Raw genomic sequence first — 23,857 nt, forward strand, 5'->3', positions numbered from 1 at the left:
TCCCTATGCCGAAGGTGCCCAGATATCGCCGCAGGCAACCGAAACCGCTTCATTCAGCGTGCCGTTTTGTACCAGGCATTTTACCGCTTCGACATCGTCATGCACCCACCGATCGTTACCCATCATCGCAGGAACGACCGATCTGACTTTCTCCAGCGCCGTGGATGCGCCAAGGCCGAGCGGCAGGTGTGAGAGCGCTTGGCGACTAATATCGAGCGCCTGAGATGCAATCAGAATTTCGGCGCAGACAACCGCCTGCGCATTTTCGACAACCGTCCGCGTGCGCCGCGCAGCGAAACAGGAATTACTGATGTGGTCTTCCTGGTTACCTTTGGCAGGCAGACTCGTCACACTGGCTGGACTACATAGCCCTATGTTCTCGAGCACGAGTCCGGTACCCATACTCTGGATAACGGCGAAACCCGTGTTGATGCCCGGCTCGGTAGCGATCATGTTTCTCGGCAATCCGTAGTTGCAGGCCGGATCGATCAGCTGATTATTACGGCGATCACAGATTGCGCTCAGGTCGGTCGTCACCAACGCGAGAAGGTCCATCGCTTGCGCGACGTATTGTCCGTGAAAATGCCCGCACGAGACGATGTCGTAGCCTGCATCGGAAGCGAATATCAACGGATTGTCCGTTGCGCTATTCATCTCGGTGACGAGTATGCCGTCAATGTAATCGAGTGCATCAAGAACGGGCCCGTAGACCTGTGGCGCGCAGCGGAACGAATAGACGTCCTGTATCCGCGGTTGGACCGTGTCGCCCGGCGCGGCAAGAGCATCGATCGGAATGGCACGTGCCTCGGTGCTGCATCGCATGGAACCATTGAGCAGCGTGCGAACGGCCGCAGCGACGCGGCGCTGCCCCGGATGTGGACGCGCTAGCATCACACGGTCTTCAAAGCAGGCCCGCTCCGCCCGCATTGCCTCCAACGACAACACCAGTGAGATCGTTGCGCTAGTCAGCAGGCGACGCGCGTCGAAAGCGGCGATGACCGCGTACGCCAACGACGCCGTCGAGCCATTGATCAATGCTGTCGCATCCTTTGCTTCCACATCGAAGGTCACTGAAAGGCCCGATCGCTCAAATGCGGAGCGCGCGCTTGTTACGGCGCCCTGGAACGTCACTTTCGATTGTTCCAACCCAAGCAATGCACCGCTCATGATGGCCAACGGTGCAAGGTCCCCGCTGGCACCGACGCTTCCTTTTGCCGGGATGACGGGCGTAATGCCCTCGTTGAGCATCGCGACAAGCCGCTCGACCACTGCGACGCGTATGCCGGAGTGATTGCGAGCAAAGGTGTTCACCCGGATCGCCATCATCGCGCGCACGACCTCAAGCGGCATGTTTTCGCCGGTGCTCGCGGAGTGCGAGTGAATAAGATTGCGCTGAAACCGCGCGATGTCCGAAGCGCTGATACGTTGATTCTTCAAGGCTCCTACCCCGGTGTTGAACGCATACATCAGGGGAGCGTCGTCGACCAGCCAGTTTTCCTCAATGAATCGTCGAGTCGACAACAGATTCGCCCGAGCCGCGTCAGACAGACGAACGCGAGCGCCGTGACGCGCGATCGCGATGATCTGGTCGATCGTCAGATCGGAACCTGTGAGTGCGATTTCGTTTTTTGCCATGAGGGCCTCGAGTGGTTTTTATCTATATCTATAGAATGTGCTCGACTAGCAATCTTTTCGACGATCGCAACTCAATCGCACTAATAGTCAGTCGTCGGGCACACCACTGTTTAGGCCGATAAGCCTGTCGACGAGAGTCGCAATGAGTGTGGGGCTTCCGGGCGTGGGCCTGCGCTTGTGCTAGCGCTTCCCGGTTTCTTCCTGGAAAGTGCGGTCGTAGAAGTCCCGGATCGCCTGATACGCGAGCAAGCGATTTTTCTCGAGCAAAACGAGGTGCGTGGCTTCGCCTATTTCAGCCCATTGACGGTAAGGCGCGTTCCTGAGTTCAAGGAAAAGCGACTGCGCGAGGTCAATAGGCACATCGATATCCCACTCGCCATGGACAAGCAACACGGGCACACGAATCTCGGCCGGCTCGTAGTATTTTCGTCCCGCACGCCAGTAGTCACGGATATCCTGGATCGGGCCGTTACTGGCCCGCAACTGGTGCGGCGCGCGCTCCCGGCTCCAGGGATCCTCGGCCAGCGTGAAATCGGCCCACTGCTCGAACCAACCTTCCGGGACCAGGCTCGCGCGTCCGTGTTCCGGTGCGGTGCTGAGCCAGCGGGCCTTGCTTTCGCGCACCGGAACCAGGCGCCACGCGTCGAGCCTCCCGCCAGTGTCGATAGGAATCGGCCGATCGCTCAGCCACTGCGGCGCCAATAGGACCAGTTTATGGACCTTGTCGTTATTGCGGCTGGTATAGGCACCCGCCACTGTGCCGCCCCATGACATGCCAAATACCGATACTTTGTCCAGCTGGCGACGCTTGAGGACGTAATCGACCACGGTGCCAAGATCGGCCAACCCGATGTCGGTGCCGACGACCGGAGGACTCAGATCCGCTGCCTGCTCCATCTCCGCCGGGCGTGTTGAGTGGCCGTAACCACGCACGTCGAGCGCATAGACGTCATATCCCGCCGCGGCAAGAAAGTCGATGAACGACATTCCGTTGAACGGAACGTCATACAGGCTTCCCGACGAAAAGGTGGCACCGTGAACCATGACGATGGTGCGTTCCGCCGTGAAGGTCTCGAGCGCGGCGGGGCGCTTGTTGCGAACGTAGAGGTCAATGCCGGGGGTACCGGTCGCTACGCGCAATTCCTCGAAGACAAGTTGCTTTCCTTTAACCACGATGTTCTGCCTCATGATGGGTAGCTCCTGGGTCTGGCTCATTATTCATAGCGCCAGGAGAAACGGTCGCCCTGGCTGGTGACGTAACCGGCCGATGTCTCGGCGAAGTGCGGGGTGAACAGCAGCAGATTGCGTTCGGCGCCCTGCTCCAGCACCCAGCGGCGCGACGCGCGGGCCTCGTCCTGCCATTCGCAGAACACCGAATTCCAGTCGGGGCGCACCACCTGCAACGGGTGATGCATGACGTCTCCGGTAAAGAGCGCCGCCTGCCCCTTCGAATGCAGTTCAATCGACATGTGGCCAATACTGTGTCCCTTGGTCGGGCGGAACACGAAGTTATCGAGGTACTCGCCCCCGTCGTTGCTGATGCGTTCGGCCTGCCCGGAGGCAATGATCGGCGCGACGCTGTCCTCGAATACGCCAAGGCTGGGCACGTTCACTTCGTTGTGGCTGTCGGGGCCGCCGTAATAGTCCTCCTCCGCCCTCGCGAACACGTGCCGCGCATTCGGGAAGGTCGGCACCCAACGGCCATCGACGAGCCGTGTATTCCAGCCGACATGGTCGACGTGAAGGTGCGTATGCAACACATAGTCGACTTCCTCAGGGCGCACGCCAACCGCGGCGAGCCGCTGCAGATACGGCGTGTTCAGATGATGGAAGATCTGATTCTGCGGCCGTTCCTTGTCGTTGCCGGAGCCGGTATCGATCAGGATGGTGTGATGCGGCGCGCGCACCAGCCACGTGTGAATGCTCTGGATCAGGTTTCCGGTCGTCGCGTCCATGTTGCTGGGCGTAAGCCAGTGAAGATTGGGCTCGAGTTGTTCAGGTTCCCACGCCGGGTAAAGAAAGGACGGCGGCGCGACGTTCAGGCGCATTTCTTCGATCTTGGTGACGGTCACATCACCGATCCGGTAGGTTTTGTTCGGATGAACCATGCTGGGTCTCGCTTGGCTGAAAGGACGTCCGTAGTCTATGATTCGAGCAACGAACGAACAAATCGATTCAAATCATGAGCTCCATCGATCACTTCAATTTATGGTCTTTCGACCTGAATCTGCTGGTCGCCTTCGATGCGCTGATGCGCGAGCGCAGCGTCACCAAGGCAGCTACGCGGTTGAAGATCCAGCAGTCGGCCATGAGCCACAACCTTGGTACGCTGCGTATGCTGTTCGATGACCAACTCTTCGTTCGTGTGGGGCACACAATGAAGCCGACGCCCCGATCTGAAGCGCTCGCGGCGGCAATCGGCACGGTTCTCGAGCAGGCTCAGGATGCGATCACTGCCCGCGAAAGGTTTCGTCCCGAAACCGAGGAGCGGACTTTTTCGATCGGCTTTTCGAGCGAGCTCGAGGTGCTCCTGATGCCGTGCTTGACCGCCCACGTACAAAGGTGTGCTCCAGGAATCCGGCTACTCGGTCGCCCGGCGCAACCGGGCGACGTGCACAGGATGCTGGATGACGGCGTGATCAATCTGGCGATTGGATGTTTTGGCGACGGCGCTGAACGGCATCGAAGGAAACTGCTGTTCGAACAGTCCTTGATGTGCTGCTTCAACCCCCGCCTGCTCAATCTGTCGATGCCCGTCAGCCGAAGTGCGTACCTGGCTCAGAAACACGCCCTTGTCTCGCAAAACGCGAGTATTCGCGGATGCCTGGACGACGCCCTGCGCGCCGCCGGCGTTGAACTTGACGTGGCCATGGCTGCGCCCGAATTCCTGACCATTCTCGGCGCGGTCATGCAAACGCCTGTCATCGCTACGTTGCCGTCGAGGATCATCAAACGGTACGCCGCGCTGTTGGGGCTGGTGGCAAGCCCCGTCCCGTTCGACTTTAGAGTCACACCAATTTCGATGGTCTGGGCTGCCTATTCAGATCGAGACCCGGCTTCTGAGTGGCTACGGCAGCAGGTTGAACCAATCCTGGCGCAGATCGAGGAAGCCAGCCCGTCATTCGAAATCGCCACCGACAAGATTAGTTAAACCAAGGGGTCCTCCGGCGCGGTCCGGCCCGTTGTTCATACGGGCTCGTCAATGCGCGCGCTGAAGGGGGCGCCGAGCGGAGCGATGCGCAAACCGGGTCGCAAGTCCTTCCAGGGAAGATCGCGCGGATCGGCGCGCATGGCTCCCGGCGCTTTTGCGACGAGTGTCGCGCAAGCAATGGCGTCGAAGTCGGCACGAAAGTGCACCGAACTTTTGTTGACAAGAATGCGCATGTTCTCGGGTTCGATACCCGCCACCCGATAGAGATTGCGATCCATCATCTGAGGTGGACGTTCGCTGCTGACAATGACGAAAATCTCGTGGATTTTCAGCAATGCAGTCAGCCCCAACTGAACCTGCATGCCATTCAGCATTGGGCCATCGAACACACATTTCCCGTCCGACAGTTCGACGACTTCGAAAACACCACGAAAGCGCGCACCATTAGGCAAGCCGGATTCACCACCCAGTTCAATTTCCAGCGAGCGGCCGATGCCGGTCTGCTGTGCTGCGATAGCGGCCTCGGCATCATGAACAACGCCGAATGCAGCACTACTGGCGCCCTGGGCGATGAGTGCCCGAAGCATTCCGGTGGTGTTGGATTCGCCCCCGGCGCCCGGATTGTCCTGCGTGTCGGCAATCACGACCGGTCTGTTCTTGCCGTCGGACAGCTGCATGGCTTGCGTCACGGCGTCCTCCGGCGTGAGGAAATCGACGGCCCAGTCCGCCTCTGAAAGCGCTATCCCGTCGAAAATTTGGCCGACGGCGGCTTCCACAGGATTCCTATGTGTCCCGTACGCCCACACCATCGGCCCGCATTCGGGGAAGTCGGCGGCAGGAAAGCCGAGTGTGAACGACATTGAGGCAAGACCGGCCTTCTCACGTTGCTCGACCTTCTCAAAGGCCGACTTTGCCGGGTCGACGAGGGTGCACATTGCGTTCAGGGGAATAAGAAAGGGCAAACCGGCGCCAGGCGCAGTGCCAACGCTCTCCACCCAGAAGCGCCCGCAAAAGGCGAGCAGCTCGCGCGCCCGTTGCAGCCATGTCGACGTGGGGATAGGTTCGGTACGCGACAAGCGCGTCGGCGCAAGCAAGCATGCGCTCGGTGACATTCGCGTGCAAATCGAGCGACGCGACGATAGGAACGCGAGGTCCGATCACGCTTCGCAAGCGGGCCAGCAGTTCGCCTTCGCCATCGTTGGTCTGTTCGGCGACCATGGCGCCGTGCAGATCGAGGTAAACAGCATCCGGCACATGCATTCCAGCCGCCTCGACGATTTCGCCGGCAATCTTCTCATACGTGTCATGCATAACGTGTGCCGAGGGACCTGCGCCTGCCCAAAGTACCGGGACAAGCGTATGACCGTCCGGTTCGATCTCGCTAATGAAGCCCCCGATCGGAAGGTTGACGTTTCGGAAACCAAGCACTTGCTGGCCGCGCCTCAACGCGGGGAACGTTTCACCATTCACGAAGTTCTGGTAGAGCGCCTTTCGCTCGACGAATGTATTGGTTTCGTGCTGGAAACCCGCGATCAATATTTTCATTCCGCTTTGTCTGGTAGGTTTGACGGGTAATTGCCATGCCGCGAGGCATAGACCGATGCAATAGCGCAGGCTTCAATGCTCGATCCAGACCCGAGCGCGCGGCAACAGCAAAATGCGGCCTTCGACGCTGCCTGACGGGCAGCACGCTGACACAGACCGGTACCTCGCCCCCGGATGCACGCTCTGACATACTGCTAACATTTCAACAGCCCGGAAGGTCGCACGGCTGTCGGGTTCATCGCGACTCGCCTCAGACGAGATCATTCCGACAGATCAGGAGAACCGAATGGCCATTGGTGAAATCAACCAGCGCCGTCTGCGCTACTTCCACGAAATTCTGGCGCGCGGCTCGATCCGCGCGGCGGCGGATGCGCTCAACACCGCGTCCTCAGTGCTGACACGACAGATGAAGCTGCTCGAGGACGAAATCGGCACGCCGTTGTTCGAACGCGGCAATCGCGGCGTCGCGCCGACCGAGGCAGCGCACGCGCTGCTCGCGTACTGGCGCGGCTGCCAGTCCGAACGCGCGGTGTTTGAAAATACGCTGCAAAATTTGAACGGCCTTCGGATCGGCAGCGTGCGCCTGGCCATCAGCGAAGGCTTCGTCGACCCGCTCATGGATCATGTGCTGACACCGTTTATCAACGCGCATCCGCAATTGAACATTAGTGCGAAAACGCTTGCGGTCAACGACGTCATCAGCGAAGTTGCGAACGATGAGGTGGACATCGGCCTCGCGTACAACCCGCAGCCCGCGGCGCGTGTGACGCAGCATGCGATCGCCGCGAACCCGGTCTGCGTGCTGATGTCGGGCGCGCACACGCTCGCGTCGCGGAACACACCGCTGACAATCGCCGAACTCGCGCCGTTTCCACTCGCGCTGATGTCGTCGGCTTTCGGGCTGGGCCAGATCGTGCGCACGGTCGCCGACCTTGAGCGCGTGCGGCTGACGCCGGCGCTCGTGTCGAACTCGGTCGCGATGCTTAAGCGATTCGTGCGCAGCGGCAACGGCGTTACCTTCCTGACGTACGCGGCGACGCTCATTGATAGCGCGGATCCGGCCTTCTGCGTCGCGCCGCTCGCGCATCCCCTGTTCGGTGCGGCACAGTCGTGCGTGCTGGTCCGCGAGGGCCGTCGATTGCCGAATGCCGCGCAACGCGTGCTCGATCTGATCGTCGAGCAAATGCCGCTATTCGGCTCCGAAGTGCATGTGAGCAGTGCGCTTGTGCGATGCTGACCGAGCGATGCCGAAAAGGCAGCGCAACGGCGATGCGATTGCTGTTGTGCCCCACGTTTTGACCGGGAAACATTGTCCACACCTCCCATCCCCCGACGGTGTATGACAACATGCAAAGCGACGCCACGTGGTCGTTGACGACCTCCACGAATAACCTGTTTGCGCGGATCAACTGGCGGCTCCTGCCTTTCTTGACGCTGTGCTATGTGTTTGCGTATCTCGACCGGATCAATATCGGTTTCGCTAAGTTGCAGATGCAGGCCGACGTCGGCCTGAGCGACGCCGCGTACGGTCTCGGCGCCGGCGTCTTCTTTCTCAGCTACATGCTTTTCGAGATTCCGAGCAACATCCTGCTCCCGAAAATCGGCGCGCGGCGCACGCTGAGCCGCATCATGATCCTCTGGGGACTGACCTCGGCGAGCATGATGTTCGTCACGAGCGCGAACGCGTTCTACGTGATCCGCTTCCTGCTCGGCGTGTTCGAAGCTGGCTTCGCGCCCGGGCTGATTTTCTACCTGACCTACTGGTACCCCCAGAACCGGATGGCACGCGCGATCACCGTGATCATGCTGTGCGGGCCGATCGGCGGGATCTTCGGCGCGCCGCTGTCGACCGGCACGATGATGCTGCTGGACACGGTCGGCGGCCTCCACGGCTGGCAATGGATGTTCATTGCCGAGGGACTGCCGAGCGTCTTGCTCGGCGTGTTCGGCCTATTCTGGATCACCGATCGCCCGGCCGAAGCGAAATGGCTCAGCGACACCGACAAGCGTCTGCTCGCCGCCGAGCTGAAGCACGACACAGCAGGCAACGAACCTCGTCACCATTCGTTCCGCCAAGTGGTCTCCGATCCACGCGTGCTGCTTCTCGGCGTCTCGTACTTCTGCATCATCTGCGGGCATTACACCGTGAGCTTCTGGCTGCCGACCATCCTTAAGAGCGCTGGCGTCACCAGCACAATGACGATCGGCATCCTCGCGGCGATTCCCTACATCGCGGCGATCTTTGCGATGGTCTGGTGGGGACGCCGCTCGGACCGTCTTGGCGAGCGCCGCTGGCACACGGTGTCGATGCTCACGCTAGCCGCCGTCGCGTTGCTGATCGCCGCGCTGAACGATACCAGCCTGCTGATCACCATCATCAGCCTCACGGTGGCGACCGCCGGGCTGTGGGCCGCGTACACGGTATTCTGGGCGATGCCGTCCGACTATATGAAGGGCGACACGGCAGCCGGCGGCGTCGCGCTTGTCAACACGATCGGACTGTTCGGAGGCTTCGTGAGTCCGACCTTAATCGGCTATTTCAAGACACTGACGGGTACGATGCAGGCCGGCCTGCTCGGCATGGTCGGAATTCTCGTGATCGGTAGTCTGCTGCTGTCGTTCAACCGCCTGCCTTCGCCGGCAGGCACACAGGATCTCGCCGCCGCGGAGTTCGAGTCGTCATGAATGCAGCGGTTCTCCTACGTGCCCGACTGAGACAGCGGATGAGCAGACCGCGCACGCTTGCTGCTCCCGGCACCTTCGATCCGCTATCGGCGTTGCAGGTTCAACGCGCAGGCTTCGAGGTCGCCTACGTCGGTAGCTATGCGCTATCGACCAGCGTCGGGCAACCAGACGTCGGCTGGCTCGATCTGACGACGCTGTGCGCGAGGCTCGCCGAGTTCTGCGACGTACTGAGCATTCCCCTGATCGCGGATGCCGAAGGCGGCTTCTTCAACGCGACAGGTATCGGCAAGACGATCCGCGCTCTCGAGCGAACCGGCGTTAGTGCGATCCATATCGAGGATCACGTCAGCGGCAAACACACCAATATGCCAAAAGCAGTGCTCTCGACGAGGGAAATGGTACAGAAGATCCGCGCGGCGCTCGATGCGCGCGAAGATCCGAACTTCCAGATCATCGCGCGCACTGATATCGCCGACGTCACCGGCAGTCCACTGGATGCGCTAGAACGAATGCTCGCGTATCTTGACGCTGGGGCCGACGCGGTCATGCCGGGCGCGCTTGATGTCGCCCAACTGGCGACAATCCGCGCGCGGATTCCGGGCAAGGTCGTGCTGGTCAACACGGCCGGCGCGAGCGTCGCCGACGAGCAGGCGGCCGGAGTCGACGTCGCGATCTATCACGGCCTATGCCTGCAAGCGGCACAACATGCCATTGAGCAAACCCTGCGGACGTTCACGGAACAACGCGATATTCGTGCACTTGATGGATCGCTCGCGTCCAGCGCCGCGCTCGACGCACTTACCGGTTACGAAGACTTCAATCGGCGCGCCGCTGAATATTGCTTGATCGATCCATGAACCAACATCCGGGCGCTCGTCTCTCGAAGTGTCCTGACACCGAAACTGCGACGCCTCTTCAGCGGAACGTGTCGAACGCGGAGCGCGTAAGCCGATCGAGGAAGACCATCAGTTCATCGCCCGCGACCGTCGCTTCGTCGGCCGCACCCTTCGCGATCGCGCGCAGCACGGCCGCGTGGCGAGCGGCGCCCTCCGCAAAAGCCTCGCTCTGCTGTACGTGCACGAACCAGAAGCGCCGTGATTGAGCATGGATGACCTGCATGGTCGTCGTGAGCATCGAGTTGTGCGTTGCGGTGACTTCCAGTTCGTGGATCGCGCGATTCACCCGGAAATATTCATTCACATTGCGCTGCCTGGCCGCCCGGACGATGTGGTCGGCGAGCGATTTCATCTCCGTGCGCTGCTCGCTTGTGGCGCGCGCGCATGCTGCTGCCACGACAAGAGGCTCCAAGGCGCGACGCACTTCCAGCAGTTCCAGTTGCTTGCGAACATCGACGGTCGACACGAATGTGCCGCGCCGCGGATGTGTTTCCACGAACCCGAACTGCTTCAGGCGCGCCAGTGCCTCGCGCACTGGCGTGCGGCCCACATTGATCTCGTTTGCGAGCTGCACCTCGGACACGAGCGCGCCCGGTGGCAGTGCCCGCGTCACGATCATCTCTTCTAGACGCCGATAGGCGTAATCCACCTTGGGCTCGTTTGCATCGGGGTCGGCGGGCGTGGCACGCGTGCTGGATTTCGTCATGAAAGCCGGTTAGAGAGTTCGATTGGACCAAAGTGAGTATTACATATCGGCCGCGTGAGGCGGCTTGCGCCGGCCCCGATCCTGCCGCACCGTGCGCTTCGCGATGCGCCCTCGGGGTTAACCTGCAATCGACAGCGGTTGACGCGGCCTCACTCCAATCGCTATCCTGATGTTGTGTTGACATGTCAGGAGTATATTATGAGTTTATCAGTGGTGGAACATCGCCTGGTCGATGCACTTTCCACCGACGTTCTCGTCGTTGGCGGCGGCGCGGCGGGCGTGGCGGCTGCCGTCACGGCGCGAAGGCAAGGCTTGCGCGTCACTGTGCTCGAACGCTATGGCTTTTGCGGAGGCGGCGCGGTCGCGGGCCTCTCTGGCACTGTCTGCGGTCTGTATCTCGCGACGGAGCGCGCCGGCGCCAAACCCGAGCAGGTCGTCTTCGGTTTCGCGGACGAATTCGTGCGCGCGCTGGAAACGCGCGGAGGACTGGCGGACCCCGTCCGGTACGGGCGCACCTGGACGCGCGTGCACGATCCGTTGATCTGGCGCGATACCGCCGACGCGCTGCTCGCCGGTGCCGGCGTGCAGGTGATCTATCACTCGATCGCGACCGGCGCGCTGATGGATGGGGCGCGCGTGGAGGGCGTACGGGCATGGACCAAGCAAGGTCCGCTCGATATCCGCGCGAAGCTGACCATCGACGCAAGCGGTGACGCGGACGTCGTCGCGATGGCGGGCCTGTCGAGCTTCATCGGTCATGACGGACGTGTGCAGAACCCGACGATGATCTTCCGCCTGCTGGGCGTCGATATCGGACGCTTTCTCGCTGCCTACGGCGACGACACCATCATGGGCGAAGAAGTCTCGCTGAAACTGCGCGCCGCCGCAGACGCGGGCGCGAATCTGCCGCGCGCCAAGATCTGGCTCTTCACGACGACGCGGCCCGGGGAATTGCTCTGCAACTGCACGCGCGTGACCGGTGCGGACGGCCGCGAGTTGAACTCGCTGCTGCGCGATGACTTCACCGAAGCGGAAATCGAAGGGCGCAAGCAGGTGCATGCGTACGCACAGTTCTTCCGGAAGAACCTCGCGGGATGCGAAAACGCCTTCGTCAACGACACGGGCATGCAGGTGGGCATACGCCAGAGCCGGCAGGTCAGCGGAGTCACGCGCCTGTTGAACGACGACGTGCTCGCGGCTCGCAAGTTCGACGACGGCATCGCCGTATCGCCGTGGCCAATCGAACTGCATGCGGGTGCAAAGCCGAAGGTCGAGTGGATTCTCGACGACTTTTACACGGTGCCGTATGGCTGCTTCGTGCCGCAGTCGGGAGATGGCCTGCTCGTGGCCGGCCGCTGCCTGTCGGCGGAACACGAGGCGGTCGCATCGGCGCGCGTCACCGCGCAGTGCTTCTCGTACGGGCACGCGATCGGACATGCGGCGGCCATCGCCATCAACGAAAGATTGGAGCCCCGTCAGGTGGAGCCGTCGGCGATCCGCCGCGCGCTCGACCGCGACGGCGCACAACTGAGCTAAGGAGAATACAAATGCAAATCGAAGACATCGGCGGCGTGCGGCAACTCGTGCTCGACCGTCCGCAGCGGCGCAACGCGCTCAGTCAGGCGCTGATGGAGCAACTCGAACAGGAATTGCGGAGGGCGGAAAGCGACGCTTCGGTCGCCGCGATCGTGCTGTCGGGCGCCCCACCGGCCTTTTGCGCGGGCAGCGACCTGAAGGAGCTCGGCGGCCTCTCGATCGATCACATGTGCGAACACGAACTCGAAACGGCGCGGATCGCGCGCGGCATAGCGGGACTATCGAAGCCGGTGATTGCCGCGGTGGAGGGCTTCGCGCTCGGCGGCGGCTTCATTCTCGCGGTGTCGTGCGATCTCGTCGTGAGCGCTGTCAACGCACGCTGGCATCTTCCCGAGGTGCCGAACGGCTGGCTGCCGCCGTGGGGCCTGCAGGCGCTCATCGCGCGGGTCGGCGCGGTCCGGGCGCGCATGCTCGTGTGGGGCGACGAACCCATCGACGGCGTGGAAGCACACCGGTTGGGCGTCGCTGATCATTTGGCCGAAGCAGGTCATGTCGACGCGCGGGCAATCGCGCTCGCGCAACGCCTCGCCAGACTCCCACGCGGTGCTGTCGCGTCGGCCAAGCGCTTTTTCGAGCCGTTCATCGCGCTCGATGGCGAGCGTCTGGACCGAGAAGCAGCCCGCATTTTTGCCGACGACTGCAAGTCCGATGCGGCCCAACAAATCTTCGCAAAATTCGCGGTGAAATCATGAATATGAGCAAGGTCGTGACGGCCAGGCAGGCCGTGGAATCAATCAGGGACGGCCAGACCGTCGCATCCGTCGGCGTCATCGGCTGGGTCGTGCCGGACGCCACGCTCGCGGCACTCGGCAAGCGCTTCGAGGACACCGGTACGCCGCGCAACCTGACGTTCTATTTCCCGTGCGGAACGGGCGACGCCGTCGGCATCAAGGGTATGGACCATGTCGCGCGTGAGGGCCTGATGAAGCGCATCGTCGCAGGTTCCTATATCAATCCCATCGATCCGCGCACGGGCAAGCGGCCCGCGCTGATGCAACTCATCCAGGAGAACCGCATCGAGGCGTATTCGTGGCCGATCGGTGCGTCGATGCACTGGCTGCGCGAAGTCGCACGAAAGAGCCCCGGCTATGTGACGCGCATCGGCGTGGGCACGTATGCGGACCCCGCTCAGGGCGGCGGCAAATTCACCGCGCGCTGCACGGACGATCTTATCCAGAAGATCACGCTAAACGGTGAGGAATGCCTCTTCTATCCAACCTGGCCGATCGATGTTGCAATCATCCGCGCAAGCAGCGCCGACGAATTCGGCAACCTGTCCTTCGAAGACGAGCCGCTTGTCTCGTCCGGTCTCGCACTTGCGCTCGCGGCGAAGGCCAGCGGCGGACGCGTAATCGCGCAGGTGCGACGCATCGTCGGACGAGGCGAGCGGCCCGCGACACAAGTGCGCCTGCCGGGCATCTTCGTCGATTCGATCGTCGTCGATGCGGAAATGATGATGACGACCGGCACGCCCTACGATCGCAACTACCTTGTCTCGGCGGGCGATCGCCACGTGTTTCCTTCGATTCCGTTCGGGCCGGACAAGGTCATCGCGCGGCGCGCGGCGCTCGAGGTCAGGAAGCGCGAGCTCGGCATCTTCGGCTTCGGCGCAGCGGCCGACATTCCGCTCATTCTTGCGGAGCAAGGTCTGATCGATCCGCAGACCGGTTCCGAGGATTACTGGTTCACCACCGAGCACGGCTCTTACGGTGGCATCGTGATGAACGGCTGGCAGTTCTCCGCGAACCTGCATCCGAGCGCGCTGCTCGACGGCCTTCAGCAGTTCGACGTCATCGACGGCGGCTTGTGCGAATTCGCCGCGCTCGCATTCGCCGAATACGACTCGCATGGAAGCGTGAACGTCAGCAAGTTCGGACGCGCGAATCCCGGCGCGGGCGGCTTCACCGATATCGCGGCCAACGCGAAGCGGCTCGTGTTCACCGGCACGTTCACAACCGGCGGGCTCGACGTCGACTATGCAAACGGCCGGATGAACATTCGCCGCGAGGGGAAGGTCAGCAAATTCGTGCGCGACGCCCAGAGCATCACGTATTCCGTTCGCAACGGCGTCGCGCGCGGCCAGAGCGCGCTGATCGTCACAGAGCGCGCAGTCTTCGAAGCCACGAACGACGGGCTCGTGCTGCGCGAGATCGCACCGGGTATCGACGTGCGGCGCGATGTGCTCGACCACATGGCGTTCGCACCCGCGCTCATCCTCGATCCGCTGCCGCTCATGGATGCGGCGCTCCTCCAACCCGGCGTGCAGGCAGGCGCCGATCTCGACGAAACCGCGCTCGGCGAACACGAAGTTTCGTAAGCGCCACCCGGGCGCTCCGAATCCAATAGACACGCGTCAGGAGAAGCGCCCGCAAGGCACTTCTTCCGGCGACGCGCGTCCATCGGTTGCGCGGCGGCGACCCAATCCCTATCGCATGCAGGAGACACTCATGCAGCTCCGCTCACTACGCTGGTTCATCGTACTCATGCTGTTTCTCGCCGGCGCGATCAGCTACCTCGACCGCGCTGCGCTGTCGGTTGCTGCGCCGCTTATCGCGAAAGATCTCCAACTTACGCCCGCGGAACTGGGCATCGTGTTCAGCGTGTTCTTCGTCGGGTATTCGCTGTTCTGCTTCGTCGGTGGCTATGCGGCCGACAGGTTCGGCGCGAAGCGCGTGCTCGTTGCGAGCATGTCGCTGTGGTCCGTGTTCTGCGGACTCACGGCGGGCGTCGTAGGCATGGGTTCGCTGATCGTCGTGCGTGTGATCTTCGGTGCAGGCGAAGGACCGTATGCGACGTGCACGAACAAGATGATTAGCGGCTGGTTCGAGCGCAACAAACAGGCAAGCGCCGTCGGCTATGCGAACGCGGGACAGCAATTCGGCGGCGCGATCGCCGGGCCGATCGTCGGCATGCTGGCGCTTTCCGTCGGCTGGCGCGTGTCGTTTGTCGTGATAGCGGCGCTCGGGCTCGTCTGGGTCGCGCTGTGGGCACTGCTGGTCACCGACCGTCCGCAAGAGAACCGCTGGCTTGACGCAAAGCCCGCGCATCATCGCGACGACACGCCCGTTGAATCCGCATCGGTCACCGAAGACGACGGCCGGCCGCTCGGCGCGTGGCTGCGCAGTCCATCGATTCTTGCGACGGCCTTCGCCTTCTTCGGCTACGCCTACATCCTGTACTTCTTTCTCTCGTGGTTCCCGAGCTATCTGACGATGGAACGCCATCTCAGCCTGCAGTCAATGAGCTTCGTGAACGTCATTCCATGGGCGTGCGGGGCCGTCGGTATTGCACTCGGCGGTGTGATATCAGACCTCATCTACCGCGCTACGGGGAGAGCCGTGCTCTCCCGCAAGATCGTCATCGTGACGAGCCTGGTCGTGTCCGCCGTGTGCGTTGCACTGGCGGGCCGCGTCGCGACCCTTCCGCTCGCCGTCGCGCTGATGGCCGTCACCGTGTTCTTCATGAACCTCACGCTCGGCGCGTATTGGGGAATCATTCTCGACACCGTCCCGCACACGCGCATGGGCAGCGTCGGCGGCTTCATGCATCTGATCGCGAACACGGCGGGCATTCTCGCGCCCGCAGCGACAGGCTTTCTGGTGCAGGCGACCTCTGTGTTCGCAAGCGCATTCATGCTGAGTGGCGCCATCGCCCTGCTCGGTGCACTGGCAGTCGCGGTCTTTGTACGCGCGCCACGCGCACCGGCCGACCAGAGCCTCACACCCGAAATCGCGACGTCGACGCGATAAACACATACGACTAGCCAAGGAGACAAAAATGCGGCCTCGCGTAGCTTACCGATGGATCATCGCGTTCGTGCTGTTCATCGCGTACAGCATCCAGTATCTCGATCGCGTGAAGAGCAGCGTGCTCAATCCAGCGATCGCTCACGACATCGGATTGACGACCGCGGATATCGGCACCGGCGCCTTCCTGATGCTGCTCTTCTACGGGCCCGCGCAATACGTATCGGGCTTGCTGACGGACCGTTTCGGCGCCAGGAAAATGCTGATCTTCTCGGTCATCGTCTGGTCCGCAATGACGATGTATATGGGGCTCATCCAGACGCGCGAAGAATACCTCTGGCGGATGGCGATCTTCGGTATGCTGGTGGGCACCGAATACGTTCCTTCGGCGCGCGTGCTCATGCGCTGGTTCAACAAGGAAGGCCGCGCGCGTGCGCAAACCGTTCTGGCGTGGGCGTGGATTATCACGCCCGCATGGGCGAGCGTCCTTGCTACGCAATTCGCGGCGCACGCGGACAGCTGGCGCATCGTGTTTTTTGTCACGGGCGCGCTCGGGGTCGTGCCGCTCGCCCTGATCGCGGTGTTCGTGTTCGACCGGCCGGAGCACTATCGCCATGCGACCGAAGCCGATCTCGAATACGCGTACCGCGACGAGCTCGAAGCAGGCACGATCACACGCGGACAATATGCATCGGCGCAAAAGACCATTCTCAAGGGCGCCGGCGTGCGCTTTCTCGATCTGTTCAAGAATCGCACGTATGTCGCAGTCGTTTTCGTCGATATCGTGATGCAGATTACGCTCTACGGCGCGCTCACGTGGATTCCGCTATACCTGTCCGACACCTTCGGCTTCAAAATGCAGACGATGGGCTGGTGGAGCGGCCTCTACTTCGCGGCAGGCGCAATCGGCAGCTTCATCTCATCGTACATGTCGGACAAAGTCTTCAAGGGTAACCGCAAGATCATGATCCTCGTGTGCTTCATCGGGCTCGCGCCGTTCGTGGTTCTGCTCGGCACGTTGCAACAGGCGAATCAGGTTCTGCTCGCGGTCGCGCTCTGCGGCATGGGATTCTTCGGGAACATGGCATGGGGCCCGTTCCTCGCGCTGCCTGCCGAAATCTTTTCCCCCGAGGTTTATGGCAAGGCGATGGGCTTTGTCAATGGCGCGGGCTACTTCGTCGCGGCTTTCTCCGCGAAGATCTTTGCAGCGCTCGTGGTCGTCGACGCATCGGGCCACAAGACCTATACCAACGGCTGGTTTTTCATCGCGTTCTGTGTGGTGGCGGGAATTGTCGCGGCGAGTTTCATCCGGACCACGGGTCGAGCCCCAACGATTGCGATACGTTCTGCGACGTCTTCATGACGCAGCCGATTCGGCTGAGCACCCAGGACTTCCATCGCGGTCTCGGTACTGGAGTGGCCTGAAAGCCTTCGACCACCTGCACCCTATGCAGACTAGCTGCCCGCCTGAATTGCGAGCACTAGTGGTCGAGTTCCTGCATATCTGCCGCACATCAACGCTGCTTTGTCGCAGACAGGCGCCGAAATGTGATGTATCCACGATCGCGGTGACTGCACTTCGTGCAATTCGCTCACGCCGTGCCTCGATCGGATGAACACTTTCGAACAGCGTCGTGCGGCAGCGCGCTGCGAGCTCGCGTGCATCGGCTAGCGAGACGACATGCAGTGGCCCCAGCATATCGGCTCACGACGCAGCGCGCACTGCTTCGTTCGCAGGATTCGGCATTCTCATTGGCCGGCTCGCCTCCGGCATACTCGCGGATCGCGTGCACGCACCGATCGTGGCCTGCCTTTTCTTAACGGCCGGCGCTGCCGGGTTTGTCCTGCTAGCGCAACTCGACAGCTACCCCAGCGCGCTATTCGCCTCGGCGCTCGTCGGGCTTGCAATTGGCGAAGGCGACCTTCTATCGCATCTCCTCGTCCGCTCGTATATCGGCTTGAAGCGCTTCGGCCTGTTCTATGGGATCGCGTTTTCGGGCTACGCCTTTGGCGCAGTGTCTGGACCGGTCGCGGTCGGGAGGTATTTCGACTTGCGGCACAACTATGGACTACCGCTGCAAGTCGCCCCGCTTCTGCCGCTTGCGGCCGGCGTTCTGCTGCTGTCGCTTGGCAGTTGTGTGAATGCGGGAGCCCTGCATACCGCAGGGCGTTGATACTTGCCGCTACACCTGACTGCTCGGACCGGGCGCAATGCCGTCGGAAAATGACCGTCGGCAGTTAGCTGCGCTCAGTTGACGCTATTCGAAATCGAAATGCACGCGCCATTCGAATAGCGTTCAACAGGGCCGCCCGCGTCAGGCAATCCATCCGCCGTCGACTGTCAGGCTTTCGCCGGTCGTGTAGCCTGCTTCGGGGCTGGCGAGATATGCGACGGCCGCCGCGATTTCTGCGGGTTTGCCGAAACGGCCGACGCTCGCGAGCTTTACCATCGTCGCGTGATCTTCCGTGCCGGGCTGCGGAGCAAGTTCTGTATCGATCGGGCCGGGCTGAACAGCATTCACGGTCACGCCGTATTTGCCGAGTTCACGCGACAGCCCGCGCGTGAAGCCTCTGAGAGCGAACTTCGACGCGATGTAGAGCGTCACGCCAGGCAGTGGCGCGGCTTCGCCAAAGGCCGAACCTACGTTGATGATGCGCCCCCAGCCAGCCGCGACCATGCGCGCCGCCGCGTCTTTTGCCAGTTCGATCGGCGCACGAACATTCAAGTTGAAGTGCGTGTCGTACGAGCTCTCCGAAGAATCGAGAAATGGTCCGTACTCGACTGTGCCCGCGTTGTTGACAAGGATGTCGAGCCGCCCCTCGAAACGGCCGCCGAACGCGCCGTTCAGCGAGTCGACGAGGCTTCTGACGCCTTCCGGTTTCGACAGGTCGGCGCCCACAGCTTCAGCCTCGCCGCCGGCATCGCGAATCTCGTTGACGACTGCTTGGGCGCGCTCCGCACTCGACGCATAGTGAACGATGACGGATGCACCATCGCGCGCAAGACGTGCCGCAATGGCTGCACCGATTCCGCGCGAAGCGCCGGTAACGAGGGCGAGTTTGCCTTTCAGAGCTTGAGTCATGGTTTTCCTCAACGGGTAGGTTTTGAATCGGTTCTCCCGCAGGAACTGCAGGAGAGACCGCTGCATCAGAGCCAATCTGTGATGCATTGGTTGATGCGTATCCTCCGCTCAGGCGGCGTCGTACGGTAGTCGTGGCCGAGGAATAGCTCCTATTCCTGCGGCAAGGGAACAGGTCGGGGCGAATCGAACCGGGCTGCACTGCGGCTAGGCAATCGGGTCGTCGCTGGATTTGTGCTCATTGAGAATGTGCTCGACGAACGCGACGAACGCGCGCGCTTTCGCTGTCGTCATACGCCCGGCGGGAAAAACTGCCCACAGGTCGATGGTGGGCAAGGTCCAGTCAGTCAGGACGGCCTGCACCGTGCCGTCCGCGAGTTCAGGCGCGAACATCCATTCCGATGCGACAGCAAGGCCCATGTGAGCGAGCACTGCCGTGCGCATGCCTTCAGCCGCGTTCACGCTGATTCGGCCGGACAGGGTCACGGTTGAATCAGATCCATCATCGCGGCTGAACAACCATGATTCACCGCCGCCTCGCACGGAATAGACGACCGCCTGATGCCGGCCGAGCTCGACAGGTGTTTGCGGAACTCCGGCTTCCGCGAAATATGACGGCGTGCCGACTACGACTCTCCGCCCGCTCGCGATGCGACGCGCAGTCATGGACGAGTCGTCCAGCGTGCCCATACGCAAAGCGACATCGACGCCCTCTTCCAGTAAATCGACGGACCGGTCGTCAAGCACGATGTCGATGCTCAGATTGGGGTGTTGATGGAGGAAAGACCTTAGCGCCGGCAAAACGTGCAGCCGGGCGAAGGTGACGGCCGCGCCTATGCGCAGTTGCCCCGACAGACCATCGGAAGACTCGCGCACGGCCTGTTCGGCTTGATCTGCCTCATGGATGGCCCTGAGCGCGTGCTCATAGAACCGCTGCCCGGCCGCCGTCGGCGCCAAGCCACGAGTCGATCGTAATAGCAAACGGGCGCCCAGACGTTCCTCCAGTTGGGCGACCGCCTTTGAGACAGCTGGCTGACCTAGCTTCAACCGACGGGCGGCGGCAGAGAATGAACCCGCATCGACAACCGTCACAAAGGTTTCCATCGTCACCATGCGGTCCATGCGCATCCTCCTGGCAAGCTTGTCGGCGAAAATGCGCAGTGTAGCGAAACGGCGAGCAGCTCAGGAGGACATGTCAGTACCGTTTCCGATACCGACAGTTCCATCAGGTAATCAGGTATAGCCCAGACCGTGCAGCCCCATGCCGGACAATGGTGTCAGGGCGCAATTTCGCAGGCGCCCCCGACGCGCTGCCGCCTATCGCGCCGTCACGAGATCAAAGGCACGTAATGGAGCGGTCCGATCGTCGAGGCGAACTTTTCGGGGACATCAGTTCGGCCATTGCCGGAACTCAGGTGACGATGTCCGTGAGGCAGTTGTAGATCGGGCCCCTGCCGTTCGTGTATCAATTGGCCCAATGCAGGGTCCGGATGTCAGCGAACGCGTGCTTTCGGACCCGAAGCGGTCGTCGGGCCCGTCCTTACCCGAAGGGCGCTTTCAAGCTATAACGGCCATTCTGACGGTCATTTTGGTCGGCGGGTCATCGGGGTCGTTGCAGCCGTTCGAGTGTCGGCCACTGTTAGCGGCCTCGACTCTTATGTCAGCCTTTCCCCGTTGTCGCCGCGGCGCTCACACGCACCCGCAGCGAGAGGCCGCCGTGGCGATCGATATCAATGGTTCGGCGATGCAAGAAGACCGATCCGCCCGACCTGGTCGAAGGGGATGTCTGCGCATGCCGCCTCGGTTCTCCTTTTCGCTACGCACCGGACGGTCCAAGGGTGATCGGAATCACTGAGCCTGGAAATCCACAAGCCGACGCCAATACTCATCCTGTCGCCCCTCGGGACTTCCTTCCTGCTGCCACAGAACGTAGGCGCGCTCCCGAAGATGCTGGTCGAGAGCGCGATGCCAGTATTCTTCCGCACGTCCTTCAGGGCGCCCGTCTTTCTCCCAGAGCAGATAGGCGCGTTCCCGAACAGCCTGCTCCAGGCCCGATTTCGTTTCCGAGTCCCTCAAGAAGTCATCGCCGTAGGGAGCCATCTGACCGCCCCGGCTCGTGTGCATCCTGGCCGTCAGGGTACCGAGTTCAGCGTCCGGCACAAGCCGGCTGTGCGCTGCTGCTTCCAGCGCCTTGGCCAGGTATTCGGAGTCGTCGGCGTTGCCCGACTCGCCCAGCGTAATCGGGTATGTGTGCAGCACAGTGCCGCTGCGGTCTATTACGTCAACCAGTCGCTCGATCATGATCGTCTTCCAGGTGTTTTCGTTGGGATGGAGGGGCCAGCCCATTGTCGGCCCCGGACCTGCACCGCTTGGGACGCCAATAGCGGCCCGCACAACTTGAACGCGTATCATGCCTGGCGGTAGGCCCGCACAAGGCCATTGGGAAGAACCTCCGTCAGCGCGCTGCATTCAAACGCTATGACAAATTGCACACGGACCGGGGAAGTTTCCGAAAGAGCAGGCTTTTCAGCTTCTCGTCGCAGGTGACAGGAAGTGCGCAATTTTCATGCTGGACCCGGACGGTTTCATCAGAACGTGGAATGCCGGCGCCAACGCTTCACGGGCGATGCTGCCAGTGAAATCATCGGCCTGCACTTTTCGTTTTTTTGAGGGAGCATGACCGCGCTACCAACCGCTGAGCAGCAGGTCAATACGAATGGTATCGACTGGCGCTCTCAGTCCGAGCGAATTTTTCTATGCGGACCTGCATAACGTTTCGGAAAACTGAACGCCAGGGATGCAGGTAAATAAAGACGTCGATGCCAGCCAAAGGGTATACAGTGGGTAGACCGGTCGTCCATGAGCGACCTCCAGCTTAGGAGCCCCATCATGCGATCGCAATTCAAGCCCGCTTCTGCTGCAATTGGCAGGGAGAACGAGTACGCCGCCGAATGCAGGACGCGTGCTCATATACTCGACGCAGCGGATGCTCTGAGAGCAGAGAAAAGACGCGCCAGTTACGCCACGATCGACTCCAACGCCACTAAGTGGCGCTACTCGGCCGTGTACGAGAAAGACTGATCGCGGTGCTTAAATTTCCCAACCCCAGCCGTAGCTACGATGCCGCCCGACATTGCGTGTGTTTCTGGGGGTACGACGATTCGCGCGAGATCACCTTCATGATCGACGACGCAATGCTCAGAAATCTGCAACCTGGCGTTGGGTCCGACGAGCGTTCGCTGCTTGGTGCCTTTGACGAGTTTCGTGAAAAGGTTCTCGAAATCGCAAACAGGCAGTATGTCGGCGGCCCGCAGAACCGGTATTCGATTTCATGATCTACAGCCCTGTCGCGAGAATGTTTCCTCATCTGTGAACACCGGCTTCGTGCAGGAAGCGCGCATGGTTTCGACGCCATAGTTCGCCAACCTCCCGCCTGGAATAAGACCCGTACCAAGATATGCGCTGGCCGGAACTGCAGCGCCCGGGCATGTGCCGGCTCGCCCCCTCTCCGATTTATTTCTGACGCATCGCGGTTCATCCCGGCGACCGTCGGGCGGTGGCCTTGCCTGATATCAATGCGCGCTCGACTTCATTGAATACGTTAAGCAGTCGGGTTACGCGCCTGGTGCCGTCAGGAAGCAGACTCTGCTGCAGCGATAGCGACGAGACTCGACGCTGCCAGTACGCTAGCGCCAGGGGATTTCCGTGCACAAGTAACGGAATGATCCGTTCGAGATGCGCCAGATCTCCTTCGAATTGGTAGCGCGACATCAGGATCCTTGCAAAGGTGATTCGGTGTCGCGGATCAGCTCTTTATGGGCCGCGCGCTCTGCGCGCTCCCGTACCAGCGTGTGAGGCGTCCCGAACGTCTCACACGAGCCATTGATGGCTTTACGCGCATGGCTTCAAGTCGAAATCAAGGTCGCATAAAGCCGCCTCCAGCACCCAGCAATTTCCTTGCGTGCCGGATCCACTGCTTCGGCCCTCTGTATTGAGTGCCGTCGACAACCCGCTTTTCATCTTCGGGGCCCACGGGCATACCATCATCCGTCGCATTCGCCGCGGCCTCTCTCTGTTTCCTGCTTTCTGCCAGTTCTTCGGCATTTACCTGGTCATCGATCATGATGCACTCCTGCTATGGAAAAAACTGGTTCGCCATCAGGTGGTCGGCGTCGCCCCGATAGCGGGACGACGCGACCCATCGCAAGGTCGGGTTTTGAATGCTGACGCGGTCGTGGCGCGCGATGGAAGCCGTCCGCGAACACCCACCGTAAAACCGGCATCTAGGACAATTGCCCTTCGTCCCGGTTTCCAAGTTCGTGCACGGCAGCCAGCGTAAAGAACATGGAGCGCGTCGAGTGTCGCCCTTTTGCTGCAGCATCCACTCGCTGCAGCAGACTCTCGGGCAGACTGAATTGAACGCTCACAGCTTTCGAGGTAACCCGCGTCAGGTTGATCTCGACGAACATCCAGATCCCTTGCCCATCGTCCATGTCGAGCGATTGCAATTCGGATGTACTGCAGGTTGGAGCGGGTATGAGTTGCTCGCTGCGGTCATACATCAGTTCGACAACCTCTTGCGCGTTGCGTCTCAGCTTATCGAACGAATGGCCGCTCGCAACTGCTCGGGGAAGATCGGGAAAACTGGCGCGAAAGCCGGCAGTTCCGTCACGGTGCACATAAAGCGGATATTGCATGACCTGCTCCACTCAGCTGCGTGCTGACTCGCATGCGGTACGTCATAGCGTACGAACGACGGGAACTGCCTGGGTCCTTTGGCATACGGATCACGATGCAGAAGGAATGCGTGGTGAGAG

At 61.4% G+C, this 23,857-nt stretch carries 20 protein-coding genes and 1 pseudogene; 11 read left to right on the forward strand and 10 right to left on the reverse strand.

What is annotated here, in order from left to right; translation table 11 throughout:
- Window positions 1–3 precede the first annotated feature (3 nt).
- The 3 genes from ABIE53_RS12895 to ABIE53_RS12905 all read right to left on the reverse strand — a co-directional run bounded on the left by ABIE53_RS12895 (window position 4) and on the right by ABIE53_RS12905 (window position 3,743).
- Complete coding sequence (locus ABIE53_RS12895) at window positions 4–1,635, reverse strand: HAL/PAL/TAL family ammonia-lyase (RefSeq protein WP_114156212.1); 1,632 nt, start codon at window positions 1,633–1,635, stop codon at window positions 4–6.
- 180 nt (window positions 1,636–1,815) lie between these two features.
- Complete coding sequence (locus ABIE53_RS12900) at window positions 1,816–2,823, reverse strand: alpha/beta hydrolase (RefSeq protein WP_107706811.1); 1,008 nt, start codon at window positions 2,821–2,823, stop codon at window positions 1,816–1,818.
- Window positions 2,824–2,849: 26 nt separating this feature from the next.
- Window positions 2,850–3,743 (reverse strand): MBL fold metallo-hydrolase, encoded by an 894-nt coding sequence (locus ABIE53_RS12905; protein WP_107706629.1) that lies wholly within the window; start codon window positions 3,741–3,743, stop codon window positions 2,850–2,852.
- Between the two features lie 74 nt (window positions 3,744–3,817).
- On the opposite strand from ABIE53_RS12905, the gene ABIE53_RS12910 reads away from it, so the two are divergent.
- Window positions 3,818–4,786: a LysR family transcriptional regulator gene (locus ABIE53_RS12910; protein ID WP_107706628.1), complete on the forward strand. Its 969-nt coding sequence runs from the start codon at window positions 3,818–3,820 to the stop codon at window positions 4,784–4,786.
- 35 nt (window positions 4,787–4,821) lie between these two features.
- Here the strand turns inward: ABIE53_RS12910 and ABIE53_RS12915 are convergent.
- A pseudogene (locus tag ABIE53_RS12915) lies at window positions 4,822–6,331 on the reverse strand (M81 family metallopeptidase).
- Between the two features lie 286 nt (window positions 6,332–6,617).
- Here ABIE53_RS12915 and ABIE53_RS12920 point away from each other — a divergent pair.
- The 3 genes from ABIE53_RS12920 to ABIE53_RS12930 all read left to right on the forward strand — a co-directional run bounded on the left by ABIE53_RS12920 (window position 6,618) and on the right by ABIE53_RS12930 (window position 9,873).
- On the forward strand, window positions 6,618–7,568 hold the full coding sequence (locus tag ABIE53_RS12920; RefSeq protein WP_244230932.1) for a LysR family transcriptional regulator: 951 nt from the start codon (window positions 6,618–6,620) through the stop codon (window positions 7,566–7,568).
- 110 nt (window positions 7,569–7,678) lie between these two features.
- Window positions 7,679–9,016 carry an MFS transporter gene (locus ABIE53_RS12925; RefSeq protein WP_107706809.1) on the forward strand — a complete coding sequence of 446 codons (1,338 nt, stop codon included), beginning with the start codon at window positions 7,679–7,681 and terminating at the stop codon, window positions 9,014–9,016.
- Complete coding sequence (locus ABIE53_RS12930; RefSeq protein WP_107706626.1) at window positions 9,013–9,873, forward strand: isocitrate lyase/PEP mutase family protein; 861 nt, start codon at window positions 9,013–9,015, stop codon at window positions 9,871–9,873. Before ABIE53_RS12925 ends, ABIE53_RS12930 begins: the two co-directional genes overlap by 4 nt.
- Before the next feature lie 58 nt (window positions 9,874–9,931).
- On the opposite strand, the gene ABIE53_RS12935 is transcribed toward ABIE53_RS12930, so the two are convergent.
- On the reverse strand, window positions 9,932–10,618 hold the full coding sequence (locus ABIE53_RS12935; RefSeq protein ID WP_006051438.1) for a GntR family transcriptional regulator: 687 nt from the start codon (window positions 10,616–10,618) through the stop codon (window positions 9,932–9,934).
- A gap of 198 nt (window positions 10,619–10,816) precedes the next feature.
- Here ABIE53_RS12935 and ABIE53_RS12940 point away from each other — a divergent pair, with 198 nt between their 5' ends.
- The 6 genes from ABIE53_RS12940 (at window position 10,817) to ABIE53_RS12965 (ending at window position 18,134) form a co-directional block, all read left to right on the forward strand.
- The gene (locus ABIE53_RS12940) at window positions 10,817–12,154 is read left to right on the forward strand and encodes an FAD-dependent oxidoreductase (RefSeq protein ID WP_107706625.1); all 1,338 of its coding nucleotides are present in this window, start codon (window positions 10,817–10,819) and stop codon (window positions 12,152–12,154) included.
- An 11-nt stretch (window positions 12,155–12,165) separates the two neighbouring features.
- A complete protein-coding gene (locus ABIE53_RS12945) occupies window positions 12,166–12,906 on the forward strand; it encodes an enoyl-CoA hydratase/isomerase family protein (RefSeq protein WP_107706624.1) in 741 nt (246 codons plus the stop codon).
- Window positions 12,903–14,531: a CoA-transferase gene (locus ABIE53_RS12950; RefSeq protein ID WP_006051435.1), complete on the forward strand. Its 1,629-nt coding sequence runs from the start codon at window positions 12,903–12,905 to the stop codon at window positions 14,529–14,531. The genes ABIE53_RS12945 and ABIE53_RS12950 overlap by 4 nt, the downstream gene beginning before the upstream one ends.
- Window positions 14,532–14,661: 130 nt before the next feature.
- A complete protein-coding gene (locus tag ABIE53_RS12955) occupies window positions 14,662–15,963 on the forward strand; it encodes an MFS transporter (protein ID WP_107706623.1) in 1,302 nt (433 codons plus the stop codon).
- Window positions 15,964–15,991: 28 nt separating this feature from the next.
- Window positions 15,992–17,323, forward strand: a complete 1,332-nt coding sequence (locus ABIE53_RS12960) for an MFS transporter (RefSeq protein ID WP_107706622.1) — start codon at window positions 15,992–15,994, stop codon at window positions 17,321–17,323.
- Between the two features lie 424 nt (window positions 17,324–17,747).
- Window positions 17,748–18,134 carry an MFS transporter gene (locus tag ABIE53_RS12965; protein ID WP_132384535.1) on the forward strand — a complete coding sequence of 129 codons (387 nt, stop codon included), beginning with the start codon at window positions 17,748–17,750 and terminating at the stop codon, window positions 18,132–18,134.
- 141 nt (window positions 18,135–18,275) lie between these two features.
- On the opposite strand, the gene ABIE53_RS12970 is transcribed toward ABIE53_RS12965, so the two are convergent.
- The 3 genes from ABIE53_RS12970 to ABIE53_RS12980 form a co-directional block, all read right to left on the reverse strand.
- On the reverse strand, window positions 18,276–19,043 hold the full coding sequence (locus ABIE53_RS12970) for an SDR family NAD(P)-dependent oxidoreductase (RefSeq protein ID WP_053858327.1): 768 nt from the start codon (window positions 19,041–19,043) through the stop codon (window positions 18,276–18,278).
- Window positions 19,044–19,247: 204 nt separating this feature from the next.
- On the reverse strand, window positions 19,248–20,162 hold the full coding sequence (locus tag ABIE53_RS12975; RefSeq protein ID WP_107706620.1) for a LysR family transcriptional regulator: 915 nt from the start codon (window positions 20,160–20,162) through the stop codon (window positions 19,248–19,250).
- Between the two features lie 726 nt (window positions 20,163–20,888).
- Entirely contained in the window at window positions 20,889–21,341 is a 453-nt protein-coding gene (locus ABIE53_RS12980; protein ID WP_029970754.1) for a DUF2934 domain-containing protein, read from the reverse strand.
- Window positions 21,342–22,087: 746 nt separating this feature from the next.
- Here ABIE53_RS12980 and ABIE53_RS12985 point away from each other — a divergent pair.
- A complete protein-coding gene (locus ABIE53_RS12985) occupies window positions 22,088–22,375 on the forward strand; it encodes a DUF1488 family protein (protein ID WP_081653058.1) in 288 nt (95 codons plus the stop codon).
- Between the two features lie 581 nt (window positions 22,376–22,956).
- On the opposite strand, the gene ABIE53_RS12990 is transcribed toward ABIE53_RS12985, so the two are convergent.
- Window positions 22,957–23,163: a hypothetical protein gene (locus tag ABIE53_RS12990; RefSeq protein ID WP_029970752.1), complete on the reverse strand. Its 207-nt coding sequence runs from the start codon at window positions 23,161–23,163 to the stop codon at window positions 22,957–22,959.
- Window positions 23,164–23,323: 160 nt separating this feature from the next.
- The gene (locus ABIE53_RS12995) at window positions 23,324–23,737 is read right to left on the reverse strand and encodes a type II toxin-antitoxin system HicB family antitoxin (protein ID WP_053858329.1); all 414 of its coding nucleotides are present in this window, start codon (window positions 23,735–23,737) and stop codon (window positions 23,324–23,326) included.
- Between the last annotated feature and the right edge of the window lie 120 nt (window positions 23,738–23,857).

The sequence above is a fragment of the Paraburkholderia sp. OAS925 genome (assembly GCF_040543975.1).
GTDB lineage: Bacteria > Pseudomonadota > Gammaproteobacteria > Burkholderiales > Burkholderiaceae > Paraburkholderia > Paraburkholderia graminis.

What these genes read in the sequence shown, in the direction of transcription:
- ABIE53_RS12895 (WP_114156212.1), bottom strand. Translation starts at nt 1,635, where the DNA reads ATGGCAAAAAACGAAATCGCACTCACAGGTTCCGATCTGACGATCGAC.
- ABIE53_RS12900 (WP_107706811.1), bottom strand. Translation starts at nt 2,823, where the DNA reads ATGAGGCAGAACATCGTGGTTAAAGGAAAGCAACTTGTCTTCGAGGAA.
- ABIE53_RS12905 (WP_107706629.1), bottom strand. Translation starts at nt 3,743, where the DNA reads ATGGTTCATCCGAACAAAACCTACCGGATCGGTGATGTGACCGTCACC.
- ABIE53_RS12910 (WP_107706628.1), top strand. Translation starts at nt 3,818, where the DNA reads ATGAGCTCCATCGATCACTTCAATTTATGGTCTTTCGACCTGAATCTG.
- ABIE53_RS12920 (WP_244230932.1), top strand. Translation starts at nt 6,618, where the DNA reads ATGGCCATTGGTGAAATCAACCAGCGCCGTCTGCGCTACTTCCACGAA.
- ABIE53_RS12925 (WP_107706809.1), top strand. Translation starts at nt 7,679, where the DNA reads ATGCAAAGCGACGCCACGTGGTCGTTGACGACCTCCACGAATAACCTG.
- ABIE53_RS12930 (WP_107706626.1), top strand. Translation starts at nt 9,013, where the DNA reads ATGAATGCAGCGGTTCTCCTACGTGCCCGACTGAGACAGCGGATGAGC.
- ABIE53_RS12935 (WP_006051438.1), bottom strand. Translation starts at nt 10,618, where the DNA reads ATGACGAAATCCAGCACGCGTGCCACGCCCGCCGACCCCGATGCAAAC.
- ABIE53_RS12940 (WP_107706625.1), top strand. Translation starts at nt 10,817, where the DNA reads ATGAGTTTATCAGTGGTGGAACATCGCCTGGTCGATGCACTTTCCACC.
- ABIE53_RS12945 (WP_107706624.1), top strand. Translation starts at nt 12,166, where the DNA reads ATGCAAATCGAAGACATCGGCGGCGTGCGGCAACTCGTGCTCGACCGT.
- ABIE53_RS12950 (WP_006051435.1), top strand. Translation starts at nt 12,903, where the DNA reads ATGAATATGAGCAAGGTCGTGACGGCCAGGCAGGCCGTGGAATCAATC.
- ABIE53_RS12955 (WP_107706623.1), top strand. Translation starts at nt 14,662, where the DNA reads ATGCAGCTCCGCTCACTACGCTGGTTCATCGTACTCATGCTGTTTCTC.
- ABIE53_RS12960 (WP_107706622.1), top strand. Translation starts at nt 15,992, where the DNA reads ATGCGGCCTCGCGTAGCTTACCGATGGATCATCGCGTTCGTGCTGTTC.
- ABIE53_RS12970 (WP_053858327.1), bottom strand. Translation starts at nt 19,043, where the DNA reads ATGACTCAAGCTCTGAAAGGCAAACTCGCCCTCGTTACCGGCGCTTCG.
- ABIE53_RS12975 (WP_107706620.1), bottom strand. Translation starts at nt 20,162, where the DNA reads ATGGACCGCATGGTGACGATGGAAACCTTTGTGACGGTTGTCGATGCG.
- ABIE53_RS12980 (WP_029970754.1), bottom strand. Translation starts at nt 21,341, where the DNA reads ATGATCGAGCGACTGGTTGACGTAATAGACCGCAGCGGCACTGTGCTG.
- ABIE53_RS12990 (WP_029970752.1), bottom strand. Translation starts at nt 23,163, where the DNA reads ATGATCGATGACCAGGTAAATGCCGAAGAACTGGCAGAAAGCAGGAAA.
- ABIE53_RS12995 (WP_053858329.1), bottom strand. Translation starts at nt 23,737, where the DNA reads ATGCAATATCCGCTTTATGTGCACCGTGACGGAACTGCCGGCTTTCGC.